The sequence below is a fragment of the Mycobacterium sp. 852002-51961_SCH5331710 genome, from assembly GCF_001665535.1.
Lineage (GTDB): Bacteria > Actinomycetota > Actinomycetes > Mycobacteriales > Mycobacteriaceae > Mycobacterium.
Genome location: NZ_LZSQ01000088.1, coordinates 1 through 18417 on the forward strand (window position 1 = coordinate 1; position 18417 = coordinate 18417).

Sequence of the window (18417 nt, forward strand, 5' to 3'; positions counted from 1 at the left end):
TCCTGCCCGACCGTCTGGACCAGGTAGCCGCGGCCGGGGGCCAGCACCACGTTGTTCGCGGTGGTCCCGGAGCCGGCTCATATTCGAGGCGCGACGCCGCATTCCGGTGCCGACGACGCGCAAAGGCACGATCGCGATCGAACCGCCGCCGGAGCTGCCGCGGGTGATCCCGCCGTCGCTGCTGCGGCGCGTGCTGCCGTTCCTGATCGTCATCCTGATCGTCGGCATGATCGTGGCCTTGGTGGCCACGGGTATGCGACTGATCTCGCCGACGACGCTGTTCTTCCCGTTCGTCCTGCTGCTGGCCGCGACCGCGCTCTACCGCGGCACGGACAACAAGATGCGCACCGAGGAAGTCGACGCCGAACGTGCCGACTACCTGCGCTACCTGTCGGTGGTCCGCGACAACGTGCGCGCGCACGCCGCCGAGCAGCGCGCGGCGATGGAGTGGTCGCATCCGGATCCAACGCTGCTCATCGACGTGCCGGGGACCCGCCGACAGTGGGAGCGCGACCCGCACGACCCCGACTTCCTGGTGGTGCGCACCGGACTGCACGACGCACCGCTGAACGCGTCGCTTCGGGTGAAGGACAGCGCGGACGAGGTCGATCTGGAGCCGGTGTCGCACAGCGCATTACGGGCGCTGCTCGATGTGCAGCGGACGGTGCGCGACGTGCCGGCCGGCATCGACGTCGGCAAGGTCTCGCGCATCACCGTTCTCGGCGAACCCGACGAGGTCCGTGGGGCGCTTCGCGCATGGATCGCCCAGGCCGTCACCTGGCACGACCCCGCTGTGCTCGGCGTCGCGTTGTTGTCATCGGCCATCGAGAGTGACGACTGGTCGTGGCTGAAGTGGCTGCCGCACAACGACATCCCGGGTGCCGTCGACGGTGCCGGCCCTGCCCGGTACCTCGCGTCGGACATCGGCGAACTGCGCGCGCAACTCGCCCCCGCGCTGGACGACCGGCCGTCGTTCGGCAGTGACGACGACGCCGAGGTCAAGCACCTGCTCATCGTCGTCGACGACCCCGACGTGGACACCACGACACTCGTCCCGCGGGGCGGATTGGCCGGTGTGACGCTGGTGCAGCGCATCGCCGAGCCGCCGCACCGCGAGCAGTATCCCGATCCGGAGCGACCGATCCTGCAGTTGAGCGGCGGAAGGTTGCAGCGCTGGCAGACCGGCGGGTGGCAACCGTATGTCGATGCCGCCGATCAGCTAGACGCCGCGACCGCGCGCCACATCGCGCGTCGGTTGTCGAAGTGGGACTCCAACCCGAGCCACGCACGCACGGGCAGCACCGGTGTCGCCACCTTCTCCACGCTGCTCGGCATTCCGGACGCCGCGGCGCTGGACGTGGCGAGTTTGTGGGCCCCGCGGGCACGCGAGGACGAACTGCGGGTGCCCATCGGCGTGACCGCCACCGGGGAGCCGCTGATCTTCGACCTCAAAGACGAGGCCGAGGGCGGTATGGGTCCGCACGGCTTGATGATCGGTATGACCGGCTCCGGTAAGTCGCAGACGTTGATGGCGATCCTGTTGTCGCTGTTGACGACTCACTCCGCCGATCGGTTGATCGTGATCTATGCGGACTTCAAGGGTGAGGCCGGGGCGGATATCTTCCGGGACTTCCCGCAGGTGGTCGCGGTCATCTCGAACATGGCCGAGAAGCGCTCGCTCGCCGACCGGTTCGCCGATACGTTGCGCGGTGAGGTGGCCCGGCGTGAGCAGTTGCTCATGGAGGCCGGCCGCCGGGTGCAGGGCAGCGCGTTCAACTCGGTGCTCGAGTACGAAGCGGCGATCGCGGCGGGCCACGACCTGCCGCCGCTCCCCACGCTGCTCGTCGTCGCCGACGAGTTCTCGCTGATGCTGTCCGACCATCCCGAGTACGCCGAACTGTTCGATTACGTTGCGCGGAAGGGACGTTCGTTCCGTATCCACATCTTGTTCGCCTCACAGACGCTGGATGTGGGCCGGATCAAGGACATCGACAAGAACACGTCCTACCGCATCGGGCTCAAGGTGGCCAGCCCGGCCATCAGCCGCCAGATCATCGGTGTCGAGGACGCGTTCCACATCGAGGCCGGTCCGGAGCACAAGGGTGAGGGATTCCTCGTGCCGGCGCCCGGCGCGATGCCGGTGAAGTTCCGCAGCACGTATGTCGACGGTATCTACGACCCGCCCCGGGCAGAGAGATCAGTTGTGGTGCAGTCGGTTCCGCTGCCTCAGCCGTTCACCGCGGGCCACGTCGAGGCGCCCGCGGAGACGATCGTCGTGTCGGATCCCGCCGCCCACGAGGAGCGCGCACCGCGCAAGCTCATCGCCACCATCGGCGATCAGCTCGCTCACTACGGCCCGAAGGCGCCGCCGCTGTGGCTTGCCCCGCTCGACGAGCCGATCCCACTCGACGATCTGCTCGCCCGCGCCGACGTGACCGAGCGTCAATGGCGTTGGCCGCTCGGCGAGATCGACCGTCCGTTCGCGATGCGCCGTGACCCGCTGATCTTCGACGCCAGGTCCGCGGGGTCCAACCTGCTGATCCACGGTGGGCCCAAGTCGGGTAAGACCACGGCGTTGCAGACGTTCATCCTGTCCGCGGCGGCCCTACACTCACCGCGCGACGTCACGTTCTACTGCCTGGACTACGGCGGCGGTCAGCTGCGGCCGCTCGAAGATCTGGCCCATGTCGGCAGCGTCGCCTCGCCATTGGAGCCCGAGCGCATCCGGCGTACGTTCGGTGAGCTCGAGCAGCTGCTGCGTACGCGCCAGGCGCGGGGCCACTCCGGCAACGGCCAGCGCGACGAGTACGGCGAAGTGTTTCTGGTCATCGACAACCTCTATGCGTTCAGCCGGGACAACACCGACACCTTCAACACCCGTAACCCGCTGCTGTCGAAGGTGACCGAGCTGGTGAACACGGGGATGTCCTACGGCATCCACGTCGTCATCACGACGCCGAACTGGCTCGAGGTGCCGTTGGCCATGCGTGACGGTCTCGGCCAACGCCTCGAACTGAAGCTGTCCGACGCCCGGGACAGCAACGTCCGGGTCACCGGGGCCCTGCGCCGGCCGGCCGAGGCGGTGCCCGTCGATCAGCCGGGCCGCGGTCTGACCATGGCCGCCGAACACTTCCTGTTCGCCGAGCCGTCGCTACGTGACATCGCGGTGATCAACGACCGCCATCGCGGCGTCAGCGCGCCGCCGGTGCGGTTGCTTCCGCACGAGCTCGCTCCGAGCGCCGTCGCCCCGCTGTATCCAGCGCCGGAACGGGTGGTCATCGGCCAGCGCGAGGAGGATCTCGCGACGGTGTCCATGGCCTTCGATCAGAACCCGCTGCTGATGGTGTTCGGTGACGCCAAATCCGGCAAGACGACGTTGCTGCGCCACATGATCCGCACCATCCGGGAGAATTCCACGTCCGATCGCGCCGCGTTCACCGTGATCGACCGGCGCCTGCACCTCGTCGACGAGCCGTTGTTCCCGGACAACGAATACACCCCGAACATCGACCGGATCACCCCGGCGATGCTCGGGCTGACCGCCCTGCTGGAGAAGCGCCGCCCGCCGGCGGATATGTCTGCGCAGGAACTGACCAGGTGGAACTACCGGTCCGGCGACGACACGCATACCCACTACCTGATCATCGACGACGTCGACCAGATCCCGGACGCGCCCGCGATAAGCGGACCGTTCGCCGGACAGCGACCGTGGACCGGCATCATCGGATTGCTGTCCCAGGCAAGCGAACTGGGACTGCGTGTCATCGTGACCGCGCGGGCCACCGGCTCGGCACACGCCCTGATGACCGCGCCCTTGCTACGTCGGCTCAACGAGTTGCAGGCCACGATCCTCATGTTGTCGGGCAACCCGCAGGACAGCGGCAAGATCCGGGGGCACCGGTTCCGCCGCCTGCCCGCGGGCCGGGCGATGCTGCTCGACGACGGTGACGGGCCGACGTTCCTGCAATTGGTCAATCCGTTCGCGGATGCGGTGGCCGAACGTTCGAGCAACAACGGAAACAGTGGAAGGGAGTACAACTGATGACTCTTCGCGTCGTTCCCGAAGGCCTCGCCGCAGCAGCCTCGGCCGTCGAGGCGTTGACGGCCCGGTTGGCAGCCGCTCACGCCGCAGCGGCGCCCGCGGTGACCGCTGTGATCCCGCCGGCCGTCGATGCGGTGTCGATACAGACCGTCCTGGGCCTGAGTGCCCATGGGGCGCAGCACAACACGGTTGCGGCCCACGGCGTCGAGGAGCTCGGCCGCTCCGGTCTCGGGGTCGGCCAGTCCGGGACGAGTTATGCCACGGGCGACGCGGCGGCCGCGGCGAGCTATCTGGTCGCCGGTAGCTGATCGTGACGGCTCCCATCTGGATGGCGCTTCCGCCGGAGGTGCACTCGACCATGCTGAGCAGCGGGCCGGGACCGGGTTCGCTGTTGGCTGCGGCTGGTGCGTGGCAGTCGCTGGCGGCCGAATACTCATCTGCTGCAGCGGAGTTGACCGCCGTGCTGGGTGCGGTCCAGGGCGGTGCATGGGAGGGGCCGAGCGCCACACAGTACGCGGCAGCTCACACGCCGTACCTTGCGTGGTTGGCGCAGGCGAGCGCGAACAGTGCGGCTGCGGCGGCGCAGCACACCACGGCCGCGGCGGCGTACACCACGGCGTTGGCGACCATGCCGACGATGGCGGAACTCGCGCTCAACAAGTCCACCCACGCGGTGCTGCTCGCCACGAACTTCCTCGGTATCAACACGATTCCGATCGCGTTGAACGAGGCCGACTACGTGCGGATGTGGATCCAGGCCGCAACGACGATGAGCACGTACCAGGCGGTGTCGGGTGCTGCGGTGGCGGCGGCACCGACCACGCCGCCCGCACCGCTCCTGCTCGCTCCCGGCGTTGGTGAGGCAGGATCGGCCGCAGCCGACGTGCAGCAGGCGGCGGCGATGGCGACTGCCGCCGACTCCGGTGGTGCGCGAAACATCGCGGACTCCATCGCGGATCTGCTGCGGGACATCATGAGGTTCTTCGAGGACTTTTTCGAGTCGATCCTGAACTTCGCACGCCAGTTTTTCGGCAACGTTCTCGACGCGCTGAGCGACTTCATGAACAGTTTCTTCGGGTGGCTGTTCAATCCATCGTCGGGATTGGTGCTGTTCTTCGTTCTGTACCAGGCGATCACTCAGCCGCTCGGATGGACGACGTGGTCTTTGATCTTCAGCGCTCCGATCTGGTTGCCGCTGCTGATCGGCCTGATCGTCCAGTCGCAGACCCCGCCACCGCTTCCGGCCGCCGCACCCGAGCCCGCTCCCGCTCCCGCACCGGCGCCCGTCCGGCCGGTCGCGGAGCCGCGCGCGGAATCGCTTCCACCGGTTGCCACCGTGGCGCCGACGGTCCCCACCGCTCCGGCCGCTCCCGCCGCGTCGGTGAGTGCGGGCGCGGCACCTGCGGGTGCGCCCCCGGCGCCTGGTGTAGGCGCGGCCGTGCCGTACGCGGTGGCCGGACCGGAGCCCGAAGGCGGTATCTCTCCGACGTTCCGCGAGGGAACGGGGTTGAAGGCACCCGCATCGGATATCGCCGCGTCGGCCGCCGCCGCAGCTGCGGCGTCGTCGTTGGCCAAGCGCAAGGCCCGGCGTAAGCGCCCGCAGCCGGTGCACCAGCGGCAATACGCCGACGCCTACATGGATTACGAACCCGACGAGCCGGAAGACGCGGCCCCGCCACGCGAAAGCGTTCGGCGCCCGCACGTGGCCGCGTCGGAGAAGGGCGCCGGCGCACTGGGATTCACCGGTGCGGCGACCAAGTCGGACGCCGAGCAGGCCAGCGGGCTCACTGAGCTCGCCGGCGACTCGTTCGGCGGCGGCCCCACCGAACCCATGCTGCCGAGCGACTGGGACCACAAGGGGGGAGAGAACGACTGAACCGAGCTGACCGAAACCGATTCCGCCGAACCACAATCCGAAAGGAACATTCATGAGCCTCCTGGACGCTCACATCCCCCAACTCGTGTCATCCGAGGCAGCGTTCTCGGCGAAGGCTGCACTGATGCGCAGCACCATGGCGCAGGCCGAGCAGGCAGCGCAGTCGGCGCAGGCCTTCCACATGGGCGAGTCGTCGGCCGCGTTCCAGGCCGCACACGCCCGCTTCCTCGAGGTCTCTGCGAAGGTCAACGCGCTCCTGGACATCGCTCAGGTCAACCTCGGCGACGCTGCGGGCACCTACGTGTCGCAGGACGCGGCTGCGGCCAGCACCTACACCGGTATCTGATCGTCGAACCGACCTAGAGGGAGAACCTGATGTCTCAGATCATGTACAACTACCCGGCGATGCTGGCCCATGCGGGCGAGATGGCCGGTTACGCAGGTGCCATGCACGCGGTCGGCGCCGATATCGCCAGCGAGCAGGCGGCACTGGCCGGGGCCTGGCAGGGCGACACCGGAACCACTTACCAGGCGTGGCAGGCCCAGTGGAACCTCGCGCTCGAGGAACTCGTGCGCGCTTACCGCGCAATGGCCGCCACCCACGAGCAGAACACCATGACGATGAGCGCCCGGGACCAGGCCGAAGGCGCCAAATGGGGTGGCTGACCAACGGTGGCAGTTAACGCAGTCGAGCTGACCGCGGAGCAGGCCTGGTTCGTCGCCGACGCTTCGGGGGCAGGTAACTATCCCTGGGTATTGGCCATCACTCCGCCCTACAGCGAGCACGCCGAACGGGCGGCATTCGAGTCCAGGCTGTCGGCCGAACTGGTCGATCTGAAGGTGATGACGGCGGACGGCACCGTTGAACCTCGTGTGGGGCAGTGGGTTACGACGACGTGCCGGGCTCGGCGGTGGCTCGAACTCCGATTCGTCCGCGGCTCGGGAACCATGCTGCGCGGACACGTCGCGCGACGCGATGACCACACCGTCGTTGCGCTGCGCGGCGGCGGCCTCGTCACGCTGTCCGCGTTGCAGGTGGACCACCCGCAGGCCCTGGTTCCCATCCTGACCGCCGGGCTGTCGGGTCGCCCGCCTGCCAGGTTCGACGAGTTCGCGATCCCCGCGCGGATCGGGGCGCGCGCGGACGAAAAGCTGCGCAACGGCGCGACGCTCGACGATGTGATCGAGTTCCTCGGCGTCCCGCCGAGCGCACGCGCCGTCGTCGAAGCCGCCTACGCGACGGACCGCAGCTATGTCGAAATCGTGGCCGGCGACCACCGGGACGGCCATCGCGTCAGCACCGACGTCGGCGTCAGCGTCGTCGACACCCGGGAGGGCAGGGTCCTCGTACACCCGTCGAAGGCATTCGACGGTGAATGGATCTCGACCTTCACGCCCGGCACGCCGATGGCGATCGCCACCGCGGTCGAACGGCTGACCTCAACGCTGCCCGACGGGGCGTGGTTCCCCGACCTGAAACTGACCCGAGACTTCGACTCCAACCAGAGAACGGAACACCAATGGCAGACAGTTTGAGCGGCGCTACACCGTCTTTGGCGGACCCGGCTCCGTCGCGGTCGATGCCGATCGTCCGCGTCGCGGTGCTCGCCGCGGGTGAGGCGGGCGGTCGGGTCACCGACATGGCGTTGCCCACCGAACTCCCCCTGCGCGAGATCCTGCCCGCCGTGCGGAAGATGGCGATGCCGGCCGACGAAGAGTACGGAGACGCGTCACCTGTCGTGTTGTCGCTGGCCCCGATCGGCGGCGCACCGTTCAGCCTCGACGCGACGCTGGAAACCGTCGGTGTCGTGGACGGCGATCTGCTCGCGCTGCAACCGCTTCCGGCCGGGCCCGCTGCGCCGCGAATCGTCGAGGACATCGGCGATGCCGCGGTAATCTTTTCGGCCGCCCGTGAGAAGCCCTGGGGTGCAGCGCATATCGCCCGCGGCGCTGCGGCGGCCGTGAGCTCGATCATCGTGATCGCCACTGTCTTCGCCGCGGTACACAGCGAGATCGTCGGCGGGTTCGCCGGACTCACTCTGGCCAGTGGCACGGCCCTGGTCACGGTCCTGGCTGCAATGCTCTCGTGGGGCCGCTCGCCCCGGCTGGGCACTGCGCTGGCCGTCACGGCGCTGGCGCCAATCGCCGTGGCTCTCGCGCTCGGGGTGCCCGGTGAGTTCGGACCGTCGCACGTGCTGCTCGCTGCCGCCGGCGTGACGGCCTGGTCGATCGTGAGCATCGTCGTCGCACAGCGGGCGATCGCGGTGTTCACCACTGCCACCGTCGTCGGCGGCGGCGCGTTGATCACCGCGGGCGCCGCCACGATCTGGCACCTGAACCACATCGTCGTCGGATCGATCCTGGTGGTGTCGGCGCTGGTGGTCACGGTCCAGGCCGCGCAACTGTCCGCGTTGTGGGCCCGGCTGCCGATGCCGGTGATCCCCGCCCCCGGCGACCCGACGCCCGCGCCGCACCCGCTGAAGGTGCTCGCCGACCTGCCCCGGCGCGTCCGGATCAGCGACTCACACCAGACGGGCTTCATCGCGGGCGGCGTGCTGCTGTTCACCGCCGGAGCGGTGACCCTGGCTGCGCCACAGGATGTTTCGCCGTGGACGTGGTATGTCGTGGCTGCGGTGGCACTTGGTGCGGTGCTGCGGGCGCGGGTGTGGGATTCCGCGCCGTGCAAGGCGTGGTTGTTGAGTCAGCCGTTCCTGCTTGCGGTCTCGTTCCTGGTCGTGTTCGCCGTCGACGACCGCCTCGCCGCGGCCTGGTGGGCGCTCGCCGCGCTCGGTGGCCTGACGGTGGTGTGGGTGATCGTGGCGATGTTCCCGAAGGTCGGCTCGCCGGATACCTACTCGCTGCCGATGCGCCGCCTGGTCGGATTCCTGGCATCCGGAGTCGATGCATCGCTGATTCCGGTCCTGGCGTATCTCGTCGGGTTGTTCGCCTGGGTGCTGAACCGATGAGGCATCGGTGATGCGCGATCGCGCGCGCTCTGCGCTCGCGGCCACGGCGGCGATGGCCGTCGTGATCGCGAGTTCGCCCGTTGCTCAGGCGATCGCACCGCCACAGGTCGATCCCGCGGTGTGGCCGCCGTCGGGCGCCGCCGGGCCCGTCCAGCCGCAGTCACAGCGGGGACCGTGCGTCAGCGCCGGGGTGCTGCCCGGTAGCGACCCGGGTGCGGCCAGTCCGAATCAGACGCTGCTCAACCTCGACGGAGCGTGGAAGTACAGCCGCGGCGACGGACAGCTCGTCGCGGTCATCGATACCGGAGTGCGGCCCGGACCCCGGTTGCCGAACGTCGAACCCGGCGGGGATTTCGTCGAATCCACCGACGGACTGAGTGACTGTGACGGTCACGGAACGTTGGTGGCTGGGCTGATCGCGGGTCAGTCGGGCGACGACGGGTTCTCCGGGGTCGCGCCCGGCGCGCGTGTGCTCGCGATCCGGTCGACCTCGTCGCGGTTCTCTCCGCGCGAGATCGGCGAGAATCCGGCGACCGCGCGCGTCGCCCTCGACGTCGCGACCTTGGCCCGGGCGGTCGTTCGCGCGGCAGATCTGGGCGCGAGGGTCATCAACATCTCGGCCGTCACCTGTCTTCCCGCCACAGAGAACGTCGACCAGTCAGAACTCGGTGCGGCCTTGCGGTATGCGGCCGTCGAGAAGGACGCCGTGATCGTCGCTGCCGCGGGAAACAACAAAGCGGGGTTGAACCCGGGGTCGGCGTGTCCGTCGAATCCGCTGTCGAATCCCGGTCGACCCGAGGATCCCCGCAATTGGAGCGGCGTCACCTCGGTGTCGATACCGTCGTCCTGGCAGCCCTACGTGCTCTCGGTGGGATCAATCGACACATCCGGGCGGCCATCGGACTTCACCATGGCAGGTCCATGGGTGGGCATCGCCGCGCCGGGGCAGGACATCGCTTCGGTGAGCAACGGCGACGGCGGCGGTCTCGCGAACGCACTGCCCGATGACCGCGGACGGTTGTACCCCCTGAACGGTTCGAGCTTCGCGGCGGCGTATGTGTCGGGCGTTGCGGCCCTGGTGCGCAGCCGCTTTCCCGGCCTGACCGCCGAGCAGGTCAGGGACCGTCTCACGGCCGGCGCGCAGGGCGCGGCGCGGGCGCCGTCGAACCTGACCGGTGCGGGACTCGTCGATCCCGTCGCCGCATTGACATGGGATGTGACGGCGGCGGTCGCCGGTCCCGGCGAACAGAAGCCCCAGCCGGTCGCCGCGCCGCCGCGGCCTACCGCCCCCGATGCGACACCGAAGGTGGTCGCCTTCGCAGGCGCCGGCGTGCTCGCCTTGATCGCGGCCGTCACGGCCGCGGTCGCCGTTCATCGGCGAAGAAACCCAGACAACCAAGCGGAGGCATCGTGACCGATCGAATTGCGTTGGCGTCGTTGGCCATCGTCCTGGCGGCGATGGCGTACCCGTGGGAATCGACCACGGACTGGTGGATCTTCGGCATCGCTGTGGCCGTGGTGGTCGTGGTGTTCGCCTGGTGGCGCGGCCAGTTCCTGACGAACATGGTCGCGCGCCGCTTCGCGGTGTTTCGGCGTAACCACTCGAAACCGAAAGCGCAGAACCCGAACCAGGTCACCGTCGTGGTGCGGGTCGAGGACCCGGCGGGTCTCGGTGTGCCGCTGCCCCTGGTGTCCGGATATGTCGAGCGGTTCGGCGTCCGCAGCGAAAAGGTCCGCGTCACGACCCACGACCGTGACGGTGCCCGCGCCACGTGGATCAGCTTGACTCTCGATGCCGCCGCGAATCTCGTGGCACTGCAGGCCCGTTCGCCCGAGTTGCCGCTGCGCGAGACCGCCGAGATCGCCGCCCGGCGGATCGCCGACCAACTTCGCGAGGCCGGCCTCGATGCGGTACTGGTCGAGGATGCCGACGCGCCGCTGGTCGGCAATACCCGCGAGAAGTGGCGCGGAGTCAAAGACGAAGCCGGATTCGTATCGGCTTACGGAATTCCGGTCGACGACCGCTTGGGTGAGCGCCTCGAGGAGGTGCGGTCGGAACCGACCGAGACGTGGACGGCCGTCGAGTTCAGCGGTTCGGCCGCGCGACCGGCTGTGGCGGCGGTGTGTGCGTTCCGCACTCCCGAGGTGGTGCGCGGCGTGCCGGTGTCCGGCCTGACGGCACATCGGGGCGTGCAGAAGCCCTTGCTGACCGCGTTGGACCCCAAAGCCGTTGGCCAGTTGGGTGTTCCGGTTCGGGGCGTCGCTCCCGATCGGCTGGCGCGAATCGACTGGCCGGCCGGAGCGCAGGCCGAACTCAGTCGAACATGAAGCCGCGCATGAAGCGGGTCATCCGACGCAGGTAGTCCGGCTGGCTGACATGCAGGATGTGGTTGCCCGGGAACCAGTGGAACGCGCAGCGGTCCCAGTGCTCCCACAGCATCTCGGCCTGCTCCGGCGGCGCCAACCGGTCACCGAGACCAGTGATGATCAACCTGCGGTCCTTGGGCACCAGCGGCGCGTAGTTCAGCGGTGACGAGAACATCGTGGCCGCGGCGGTGAGTTCGGCATCGGTTCCCGTCAACAGGTTTCGCAGCCCGACCACCTTGTTGGCGGGGAACCATTCGTCCACGGTCTGATCGGGCGCGACCACGGGGACGTTGGGAATGACGGCCTGGATGCGGTCGTCGACGGCCGCGATCAGCGCGGACGTGTATCCACCCAGCGACATCCCGGTCAGGGCGATGCGGTCGACTCCGGTGAACTCGAGATAGTCGAGGACCGAGCGGAAATCGTGTACGGCCTGTGCCATCGCCTCGGCGAAGCCGGAGAAGCCGTTGGCGAAGAACCCGTACCCACTGAAGGGCGAGCCCTTTTCGGCGCGGGGACCGTGAAAGGGCATGGTGTACAGCAGGACGTCGTATCCCGAACGGAAGAACCACGGCAGCGAGAAGAACAGGCCGTTGAACAGATACGGCGAGCCCATGAAGCCGTGGATCAGGCACAGCGTCGGATGCGGTCCGTCGTCATGGCGCCAGTGTTGGGCGTGCACGACGTTGTTACGTTCGAAGCCGAGGCACTGTTCGCGCAGCGCGGGATTGACCGCCTCGAAGCTGCTGTCGAAACGAATGTTCTGGACGCGGCCCTTGGCGATCCACTCTGCCAGCGGGTTCGCCGTCCTCGATGCCACGCGGGGCGGGGACAAAGGTGCTGGGAACGAACGGACTGGATCCCTTGCCGCGGCCAGTTCGGCGTAGATCTGCAACTGTTCGCGTTCGGCGCGTGACTGTGACCGGCGCAACCCGCCGACCAGGGTCGGCAGCATCGTGGTCGCGAGTAGCGACGCGATCGCGGTCCGCAGCGCGATATCGGCGACGGCCGACGAATCGACGATGAACCGTTGGCGCAGCGTGAGGTCGGCGCGACGTGGCAGGCCCCGGGAGGCATCCGCACCCGGAACATCGGGAACGGGGATGGGTGGATCGATCGGGTTGGCGTCCGATTGGCTCACGTCCGCATGGTATCCCGATCGGGCGATGTCAAACTGTCATCATGTGGAACCCCGAGGCGTATCTGTCCTTCGCCGACCAGCGCGGGCGTCCATTCTTCGAGCTGCTGTCGCGGGTTCGCGCCGAGGCGCCGCGACGGGTCGCGGATCTGGGTTGCGGGCCGGGAAATCTCACCGCCACACTGGCGCAGCGCTGGCCGCAGGCGGACATCGAGGCGTTGGACAGCTCCCCGGAGATGGTGCGGGCGGCGCGGGAGCGGGGGATCGACGCGAACGTCGGCGACGTCGCCGACTGGACACCGAAACCCGGCACCGAGGTGGTGATCAGCAACGCGACCCTGCAGTGGGTGCCCGACCATCCGCGACTTCTCGTCCGGTGGGCCGGCCGGCTGGCATCCGAATCATGGATCGCGATGCAGGTGCCGGGCAATTTCGACGCGCCCTCGCATCTCGCGGTGCGCGAGCTCGTTCGTCGCGGCGAGTGGTCAGAGCGGTTGCGGGACTTCCCGTTTCGGGAGGCACCGGTCGAGGATCCCGTCGGGTACGCCGATCTGCTGGCCGATGCCGGGTGCGCGGTCGACGCGTGGGAGACCACCTATGTGCACGTGTTGACCGGCGAGAACCCGGTGTTGGAATGGATCGCCGGCACCGCACTTCGCCCCGTGCGCAGCAGGCTGTCCGATCCCGAGTGGGAGCAGTTCCGCGCCGAACTGATTCCCATGCTGGATTCCGCCTATCCGATGCGGTCGGACGGAACCACGTTCTTCCCGTTCCGGCGGATTTTCGTGGTGGTTCAGGTCGGGTGAGGACCGCGCCTGGCGTTGAGAAGATCGATCACCTGCTTGACCAGGTCGTCGATGTCCGCGCCGGTGGTGTCGAGCACCAGATCCGGGCTTTCCGGGGGCTCGTACGGGGCGTCGACGCCGGTGAGGCCCTTCAGTTCTCCCGCGCGCGCCCGTGCGTACAGGCCCTTGGGATCTCGTCGTTCGCACTCGTCGACCGGGGTGGCGACGTGCACTTCGATGAAGGGGAGTTTCGCCGCATCGTTGAGAGCGCGGGCGGTCTCCCGGTCGGACTTCAGCGGTGAGACCAACGACGCCAACGCCACCACACCCGCGTCGGCGAACAGTCGGGTGAGATGGCCGACCCGGCGGATGTTCTCCGCGCGGTCACCGGCCGAGAACCCCAGATCGTCGGACAACCCGTGCCGGATGTTGTCACCGTCGAGAAGATAGGCCACATCACCGGATTCGACGAGCGCGCGTTCGACCGCCACCGCGATCGTCGACTTGCCCGATGCGGGCAGGCCGGTGAACCAGATGGTGGCACCGCGTTGCCCGGTGGCCGACCACCGGAAGTCCCGGTCGAGGGACGAGGGGTGCCAGCGGATGTCGTTGCGCGTCTGTTCTCCCGGTTTGACCTCACGCGGCTCCATGATCGTGCCCGCGCCGACGGTGTCGTTGGTGGCCTCGTCGATCAGGATGAACGCACCGCTGTCCCGGTTCTCGGTGTAGGGGTCGGCGATCACCACCGAGCTCGTGCGTAGAGTGATTTCGCCGATGTCGTTGAGCACCAGCTCAACCGGGTTGTCCAGCTCGTCGAGCGTCTCCGGATCGAGGCGGCTGTGTAGTGCCTGCACGGTGGCGCGAACCGTCTTCGCTCCCTGTTTGAGCGCCAGTCGATCGCCCGCACGCAACGGGCCTTCCCGGAACCAGCACACCGTGGCGTCGAGTTCGCGGGCGAGCACGGGGAGGACGGCGTCGTCGGAGCCGCTGACCAGAACGTCGCCACGACCGACGTCGATGTCGTCGGCCAACTCCACGGAAACCGACAGCGGCGCAACAGCGACGGAACGTTCGTCGTCGAGCGTGTCGACCAGCGTCACCGTGGAGCGGGTGCCGGATGGAAGGCTGACCACCGGGTCGCCGACCTTGAGCGTCCCGCCGGAGAGCCGTCCGGTGTAGCGGCGCCGCTGCTCGGCGGTGGGACGCGACACCCACTGCACCGGAAGCCTCAACTTGGTGGATTCCGCCTGCGGCGCAGTGAGCTCGATGGTCTCGAGATACTCCAGCAGCGTCGGCCCGTCGTACCAGGGGGTGTTCTGCGACCGGTGGACGACGTTGTCACCGAGCTTGGCCGCGATCGGGATCACCGTGATGTCGATGTTGCCGAGGCGGGCGGCGACCTGCTGCAGCTCCTTGTGCACCTCGGTGAACCGGATCTCGTCGAAGTCGACGAGGTCGATCTTGTTGACGGTCGCGACGAAGTGCTTGATGCCCAACAATTTGGCGATGCGGGCGTGTCGGTTGGTCTGGCGCAGCACACCGGCGCGCGCGTCGACGAGTAGGACCGCGGCGTGAGCGTTTGACGCGCCGGTGAACATGTTGCGGGTGTAGTGCTCGTGGCCCGGTGTGTCGGCGAGGATGTAGCTGCGTGTGTCCGTCGAGAAGAACCGGTAGGCCACGTCGATCGTGATGCCCTGCTCGCGTTCTGCGCGCAGGCCGTCGGAGAGAGCCGCCAGATCGGCGATGCCCTCCTCGTCGGTGACGGCCTCGAGGTGATCCGTTGGGAGGCTGTCGGTGTCGTGTAGGAGGCGCCCGATCAGAGTGCTCTTGCCGTCGTCGACCGATCCGGCTGTGGTGATGCGGAGAAGTTGACGGGTCATCAGAAGTATCCCTCGCGCTTGCGGTCTTCCATGGCGGCGACCGAGGTGCGGTCGTCGGCTCGGGTTTCACCGCGTTCCGACACTGTGGCAGCGGAGATCTCGGCGATCACACGCTCGATGTCGACGGCTCGCGAGCGGACCGCACCGGTGATTGTCAGGTCGCCGACGGTCCGGTAACGCACCCACTCGACCGAGGACGCCTCGCCCTCGGCGGGTTTGGCGTACTCCGACACCGCGAGAAGGATGCCGTCGCGTTCGAAGACCTCGCGTTCGTGGGCGAAGTAGATCGACGGCAGTTCCAGGTTCTCGAGTTCGATGTAGCGCCACACGTCCAGCTCGGTCCAGTTGCTCAGTGGAAACACGCGGACCTGTTCGCCCTTCCTGATGCGGCCGTTGTACAGCGACCATGGCTCCGGCCGCTGGGCGCGTGGATCCCACTGGCCGAACTCGTCGCGGAAGGACAAGATGCGTTCTTTGGCGCGGGCGCGCTCCTCGTCGCGGCGGGCGCCGCCGAACGCCGCGTCGAATCCGCCCGCCTCGAGTGCGTCGAGCAGCGTGCGGGTCTGTTGGCGATTGCGCGAGGCGCCGGGTCCGGGATCGGGGACGCGGCCCTTGTCGATCGACTCCTGCACCGAAGCCACGATCAACCGGTGTCCTTGGCCTTCGACGCGGCGGTCGCGGAACTCGATGACCTCGGGGAAGTTGTGTCCTGTGTCGACGTGCATGACCGGGAACGGCAACGGCGACGGGCGAAAAGCCTTCTCGGCGAGGCGAAGCAACACGATCGAGTCTTTGCCGGCGGAGAACAGCAGCACGGGGCGCTCCAGTTCGGCGACCACCTCGCGGATGATGTGCACGGCCTCGGCCTCCAACAGCCGGAGCTCGTCGACGTGCAGGGTGTCGACCGTCATGTGGGAAGTCCCTCCTGCTCCGCGTCCGCCCGGTAGCGGTCGACCCATGCGTCGGAGCGTTGATCGGCCTGCCGTTCGAGTGCCGGTTCCGGCGCAAGCCGCCGGTCCTGTCCGAGCGCTTCGAGGACGTCGCCGACGATCTGGGAAAGGTTGCGCCACAACACCGGATACGGCACCTCCAGTGGAGCCACCCCTTCTTCGGCGAACCAGTTGCGCCAACCCTCTTCCTGGGCCCGCAGCATCGTCACGACGTGGGCGATGGCACCGGCGTGGTATTCGGCGCGGGCATCGCGCGTCGGATCGGGCCGCCCGCGCCATACCCGCGTCTGCACCGCCCGCCAGAACGAAACAGCCTGCGACACAACATCAGGGCGGTAGACGTGGATGAAGAACGGGTCGCTGCCGATGACATCCCGGATGGCCGACAACAGGCCGGTACCGGATCGGTCGGGCAGCCCGCTGGCTCGGTCGAGCAGCAGCGGCGTCTGGTTCCACATCAGCTTGCCGCCCCAGATGCCGTTGGGGGTGCGGCCCACCGTGCGGATGTAGTCGCGCCAGATCTCCGGTGGAGCGAGGTCGGGTTTGCCCTCGTCGAGCGGGTCCAGGAGGCGCAGGATCGACTCGTCTGTCACGCCCTCGAACCACTGCCGCGGCTGTGGCGACTGACTGGTGCTGGGCAGGTACTGAAAGAACTCGCCGGGTTCACCGGCGACACCCGTCGCGCGCAGTGATTCCACGAGCAGCGTGCTGCCGCTGCGCTGAGAGGCCAGGACGAGATAGGCCGTCGGGGCTGACATGCGCGCAGCTTACCCACACGGCAATAATCCGACACCACTTGCGGTTTCGCTCACGATGAGCGTAATTATTGGCCGCTGTGATCGTCCTCGATGCCGCGTTCGGTCGCGATCGCGGAGCGGCTCGGTAGGGGTCCTTGGATACGCAAATAAGTTTCGGTGTAGCGCTCGGAGATCCGGGTGCCCGCGAACTCCGACGGGATCACGTCGTTGGTCTTGACGCGCCAGTCGTTGAGGAGCAGTGCCAACTCATTGGCGATCGCTTCCGCCTCGTCGGGCCCACCCGGGCCGAGCAGGTTGGTCGACTCGGTCGGGTCGTCGCGCAAGTCGTACAGCTCCCGTTGCGGTCGTTCGGCCCGCACAAGAGGAGCCACGATTCGGCCGGGCGCGCTGTCGGCGATGTCCCACGGCAGGTCCAGCAGCGGCCGCGGGGCGTAGTTCTCGATGTAGCTGTACTCCTTGGTGCGGATCGCCCGGATCGGGTCGAAGGAGTCGTGGTAGGTCTTCGTGGTGTACACCTCGGTGCGAACCGGCGGCTCGGGATCGGCTAGCAGAGCGGCCTTGTGCGAGAGCCCTTCGACGTCCGGGGGCACTTCTAGGCCGAGGAGTTCGAGCAGTGTCGGAAGCAGGTCGACGCCACTGAACAACTCGTCGTAGACCTTCGGCGCGATGTCGGCGTCACGGGGCGGGCGCACGATCATGGCGATGCCGGTACCTGCGTCGTACAACGTCGATTTGGCGCGGGGCAGAGCCGGGCCGTGATCGGTCATGAACACGACCCAGGTGGTGCGGTCCAGGCCCGTCGCCGATAGAGTGTCGAGAAGCCTGCCGAAGGCGGCGTCGGCCACTGAGATAGACCCGTAGAACTCGGCGAGATCCTCACGGACTTCCGCTGTGTCGGGCAGATAGTCGGGGACGGTGACGCCGCTCGCGTCGGCCGGCTCGTATCTGTCGCGGGGATACGGTCGATGCGTCTCGAAGAAGCCCGCGGTCAACAGGAATGGCTCCGCGGGCGTGTTCGTCAGCCACTTCGCCGATTGTTCGACGACGTACTCGCAGTAGGAGTTCGAGACGTCGAATTCGTCGAAGCCGAGCTTCGCCGGGTACGAGGTCTCGTGTTGCATACCGAACAGTGCTGTGTGCCAACCGGATTCGGACAGAATCTGCGGCAGCGTGCGGACACCGGCGCGGTACTCCCACCCGTGGTGGGCCAACCCCACCAATCCGTTGCTCTGGGGGTACCGGCCCGTGAACAGGGAGCCCCGTGACGGTGAGCAGAGTGGCGCGGTCGCGTGGGCGCGGGTGAGGAGGATGCTCTCGGCGGCGAAGGCGTCGAGGCGGGGACTCGACACGTCGTCGTGACCGAACGCGCCGAGATAGCGCCCGAGGTCGTGCCAGTGCACGATCAGCACGTTGTCTCGCCGCGGGTCTGTCACTGCGGATCCTTTCGTCGTCGTCGACGTCTCCACTTCAACCTGCGAAGCGTGGACGGGCAACCCTTTGACTCACGGCCTTTGCCACACGGTCTGCCGTGACCGGACGCTCGGTGCCGGGTGTCTCCACGGCAGGTTATCCCCAGGGTTTTTGGCCGTCGGTGGTCGGAGTTGTCCCCAAGTTCTGGTTCATCCACAGATGTGGTTGGGGCGGGTGGTTGGGGG

15 protein-coding genes are annotated in these 18417 nt (G+C 67.9%); 10 read left to right on the plus strand and 5 right to left on the minus strand.

Annotated elements, in window-relative coordinates:
- Positions 1–79: 79 nt before the first annotated feature.
- Genes eccCa through eccE form a run of 9 tightly spaced genes read left to right on the plus strand, consistent with a single transcriptional unit; the run spans position 80 to position 11212 of the window.
- Entirely contained in the window at positions 80–4042 is a 3963-nt protein-coding gene (gene eccCa / locus A5752_RS15145) for a type VII secretion protein EccCa (protein ID WP_067086992.1), read from the plus strand.
- Positions 4042–4350 carry a PE family protein gene (locus A5752_RS15150; RefSeq protein WP_067086995.1) on the plus strand — a complete coding sequence of 103 codons (309 nt, stop codon included), beginning with the start codon at positions 4042–4044 and terminating at the stop codon, positions 4348–4350. Before eccCa ends, A5752_RS15150 begins: the two co-directional genes overlap by 1 nt.
- 2 nt (positions 4351–4352) lie before the next feature.
- The gene (locus A5752_RS15155; protein ID WP_156613896.1) at positions 4353–5918 is read left to right on the plus strand and encodes a PPE family protein; all 1566 of its coding nucleotides are present in this window, start codon (positions 4353–4355) and stop codon (positions 5916–5918) included.
- Between the two features lie 52 nt (positions 5919–5970).
- Positions 5971–6264, plus strand: coding sequence for a type VII secretion system protein EsxG (esxG, locus tag A5752_RS15160; protein WP_067086999.1), 294 nt, complete (start codon positions 5971–5973; stop codon positions 6262–6264).
- Positions 6265–6293: 29 nt separating this feature from the next.
- Entirely contained in the window at positions 6294–6584 is a 291-nt protein-coding gene (locus A5752_RS15165) for a WXG100 family type VII secretion target (protein ID WP_067087002.1), read from the plus strand.
- 6 nt (positions 6585–6590) lie between these two features.
- Entirely contained in the window at positions 6591–7454 is an 864-nt protein-coding gene (locus tag A5752_RS15170; protein WP_067087005.1) for an ESX secretion-associated protein EspG, read from the plus strand.
- Positions 7439–8884: a type VII secretion integral membrane protein EccD gene (eccD, locus tag A5752_RS15175; protein ID WP_156613898.1), complete on the plus strand. Its 1446-nt coding sequence runs from the start codon at positions 7439–7441 to the stop codon at positions 8882–8884. The genes A5752_RS15170 and eccD overlap by 16 nt, the downstream gene beginning before the upstream one ends.
- Positions 8885–8894: 10 nt before the next feature.
- Positions 8895–10298, plus strand: a complete 1404-nt coding sequence (gene mycP, locus A5752_RS15180) for a type VII secretion-associated serine protease mycosin (RefSeq protein WP_067087010.1) — start codon at positions 8895–8897, stop codon at positions 10296–10298.
- Positions 10295–11212 carry a type VII secretion protein EccE gene (eccE, locus tag A5752_RS15185; RefSeq protein WP_067087014.1) on the plus strand — a complete coding sequence of 306 codons (918 nt, stop codon included), beginning with the start codon at positions 10295–10297 and terminating at the stop codon, positions 11210–11212. The genes mycP and eccE overlap by 4 nt, the downstream gene beginning before the upstream one ends.
- On the opposite strand, the gene A5752_RS15190 is transcribed toward eccE, so the two are convergent.
- Entirely contained in the window at positions 11199–12392 is a 1194-nt protein-coding gene (locus A5752_RS15190; protein ID WP_067087016.1) for an alpha/beta hydrolase family protein, read from the minus strand. The genes eccE and A5752_RS15190 overlap by 14 nt on opposite strands.
- Before the next feature lie 41 nt (positions 12393–12433).
- On the opposite strand from A5752_RS15190, the gene A5752_RS15195 reads away from it, so the two are divergent.
- Positions 12434–13195 (plus strand): trans-aconitate 2-methyltransferase, encoded by a 762-nt coding sequence (locus A5752_RS15195; protein WP_067087019.1) that lies wholly within the window; start codon positions 12434–12436, stop codon positions 13193–13195.
- Here A5752_RS15195 and cysC read toward each other — a convergent pair.
- The 4 genes from cysC to A5752_RS15215 form a co-directional block, all read right to left on the minus strand.
- On the minus strand, positions 13183–15054 hold the full coding sequence (gene cysC, locus A5752_RS15200) for an adenylyl-sulfate kinase (RefSeq protein WP_067087022.1): 1872 nt from the start codon (positions 15052–15054) through the stop codon (positions 13183–13185). The two genes, A5752_RS15195 and cysC, sit on opposite strands and share 13 nt — an antisense overlap.
- On the minus strand, positions 15054–15965 hold the full coding sequence (cysD, locus tag A5752_RS15205) for a sulfate adenylyltransferase subunit CysD (RefSeq protein ID WP_067087025.1): 912 nt from the start codon (positions 15963–15965) through the stop codon (positions 15054–15056). The genes cysC and cysD overlap by 1 nt, the downstream gene beginning before the upstream one ends.
- Positions 15962–16762, minus strand: coding sequence for a trehalose 2-sulfotransferase (stf0, locus tag A5752_RS15210; RefSeq protein WP_067087028.1), 801 nt, complete (start codon positions 16760–16762; stop codon positions 15962–15964). Before stf0 ends, cysD begins: the two co-directional genes overlap by 4 nt.
- A 65-nt stretch (positions 16763–16827) precedes the next feature.
- The gene (locus A5752_RS15215; RefSeq protein ID WP_067087032.1) at positions 16828–18195 is read right to left on the minus strand and encodes a sulfatase family protein; all 1368 of its coding nucleotides are present in this window, start codon (positions 18193–18195) and stop codon (positions 16828–16830) included.
- Positions 18196–18417 lie beyond the last annotated feature (222 nt).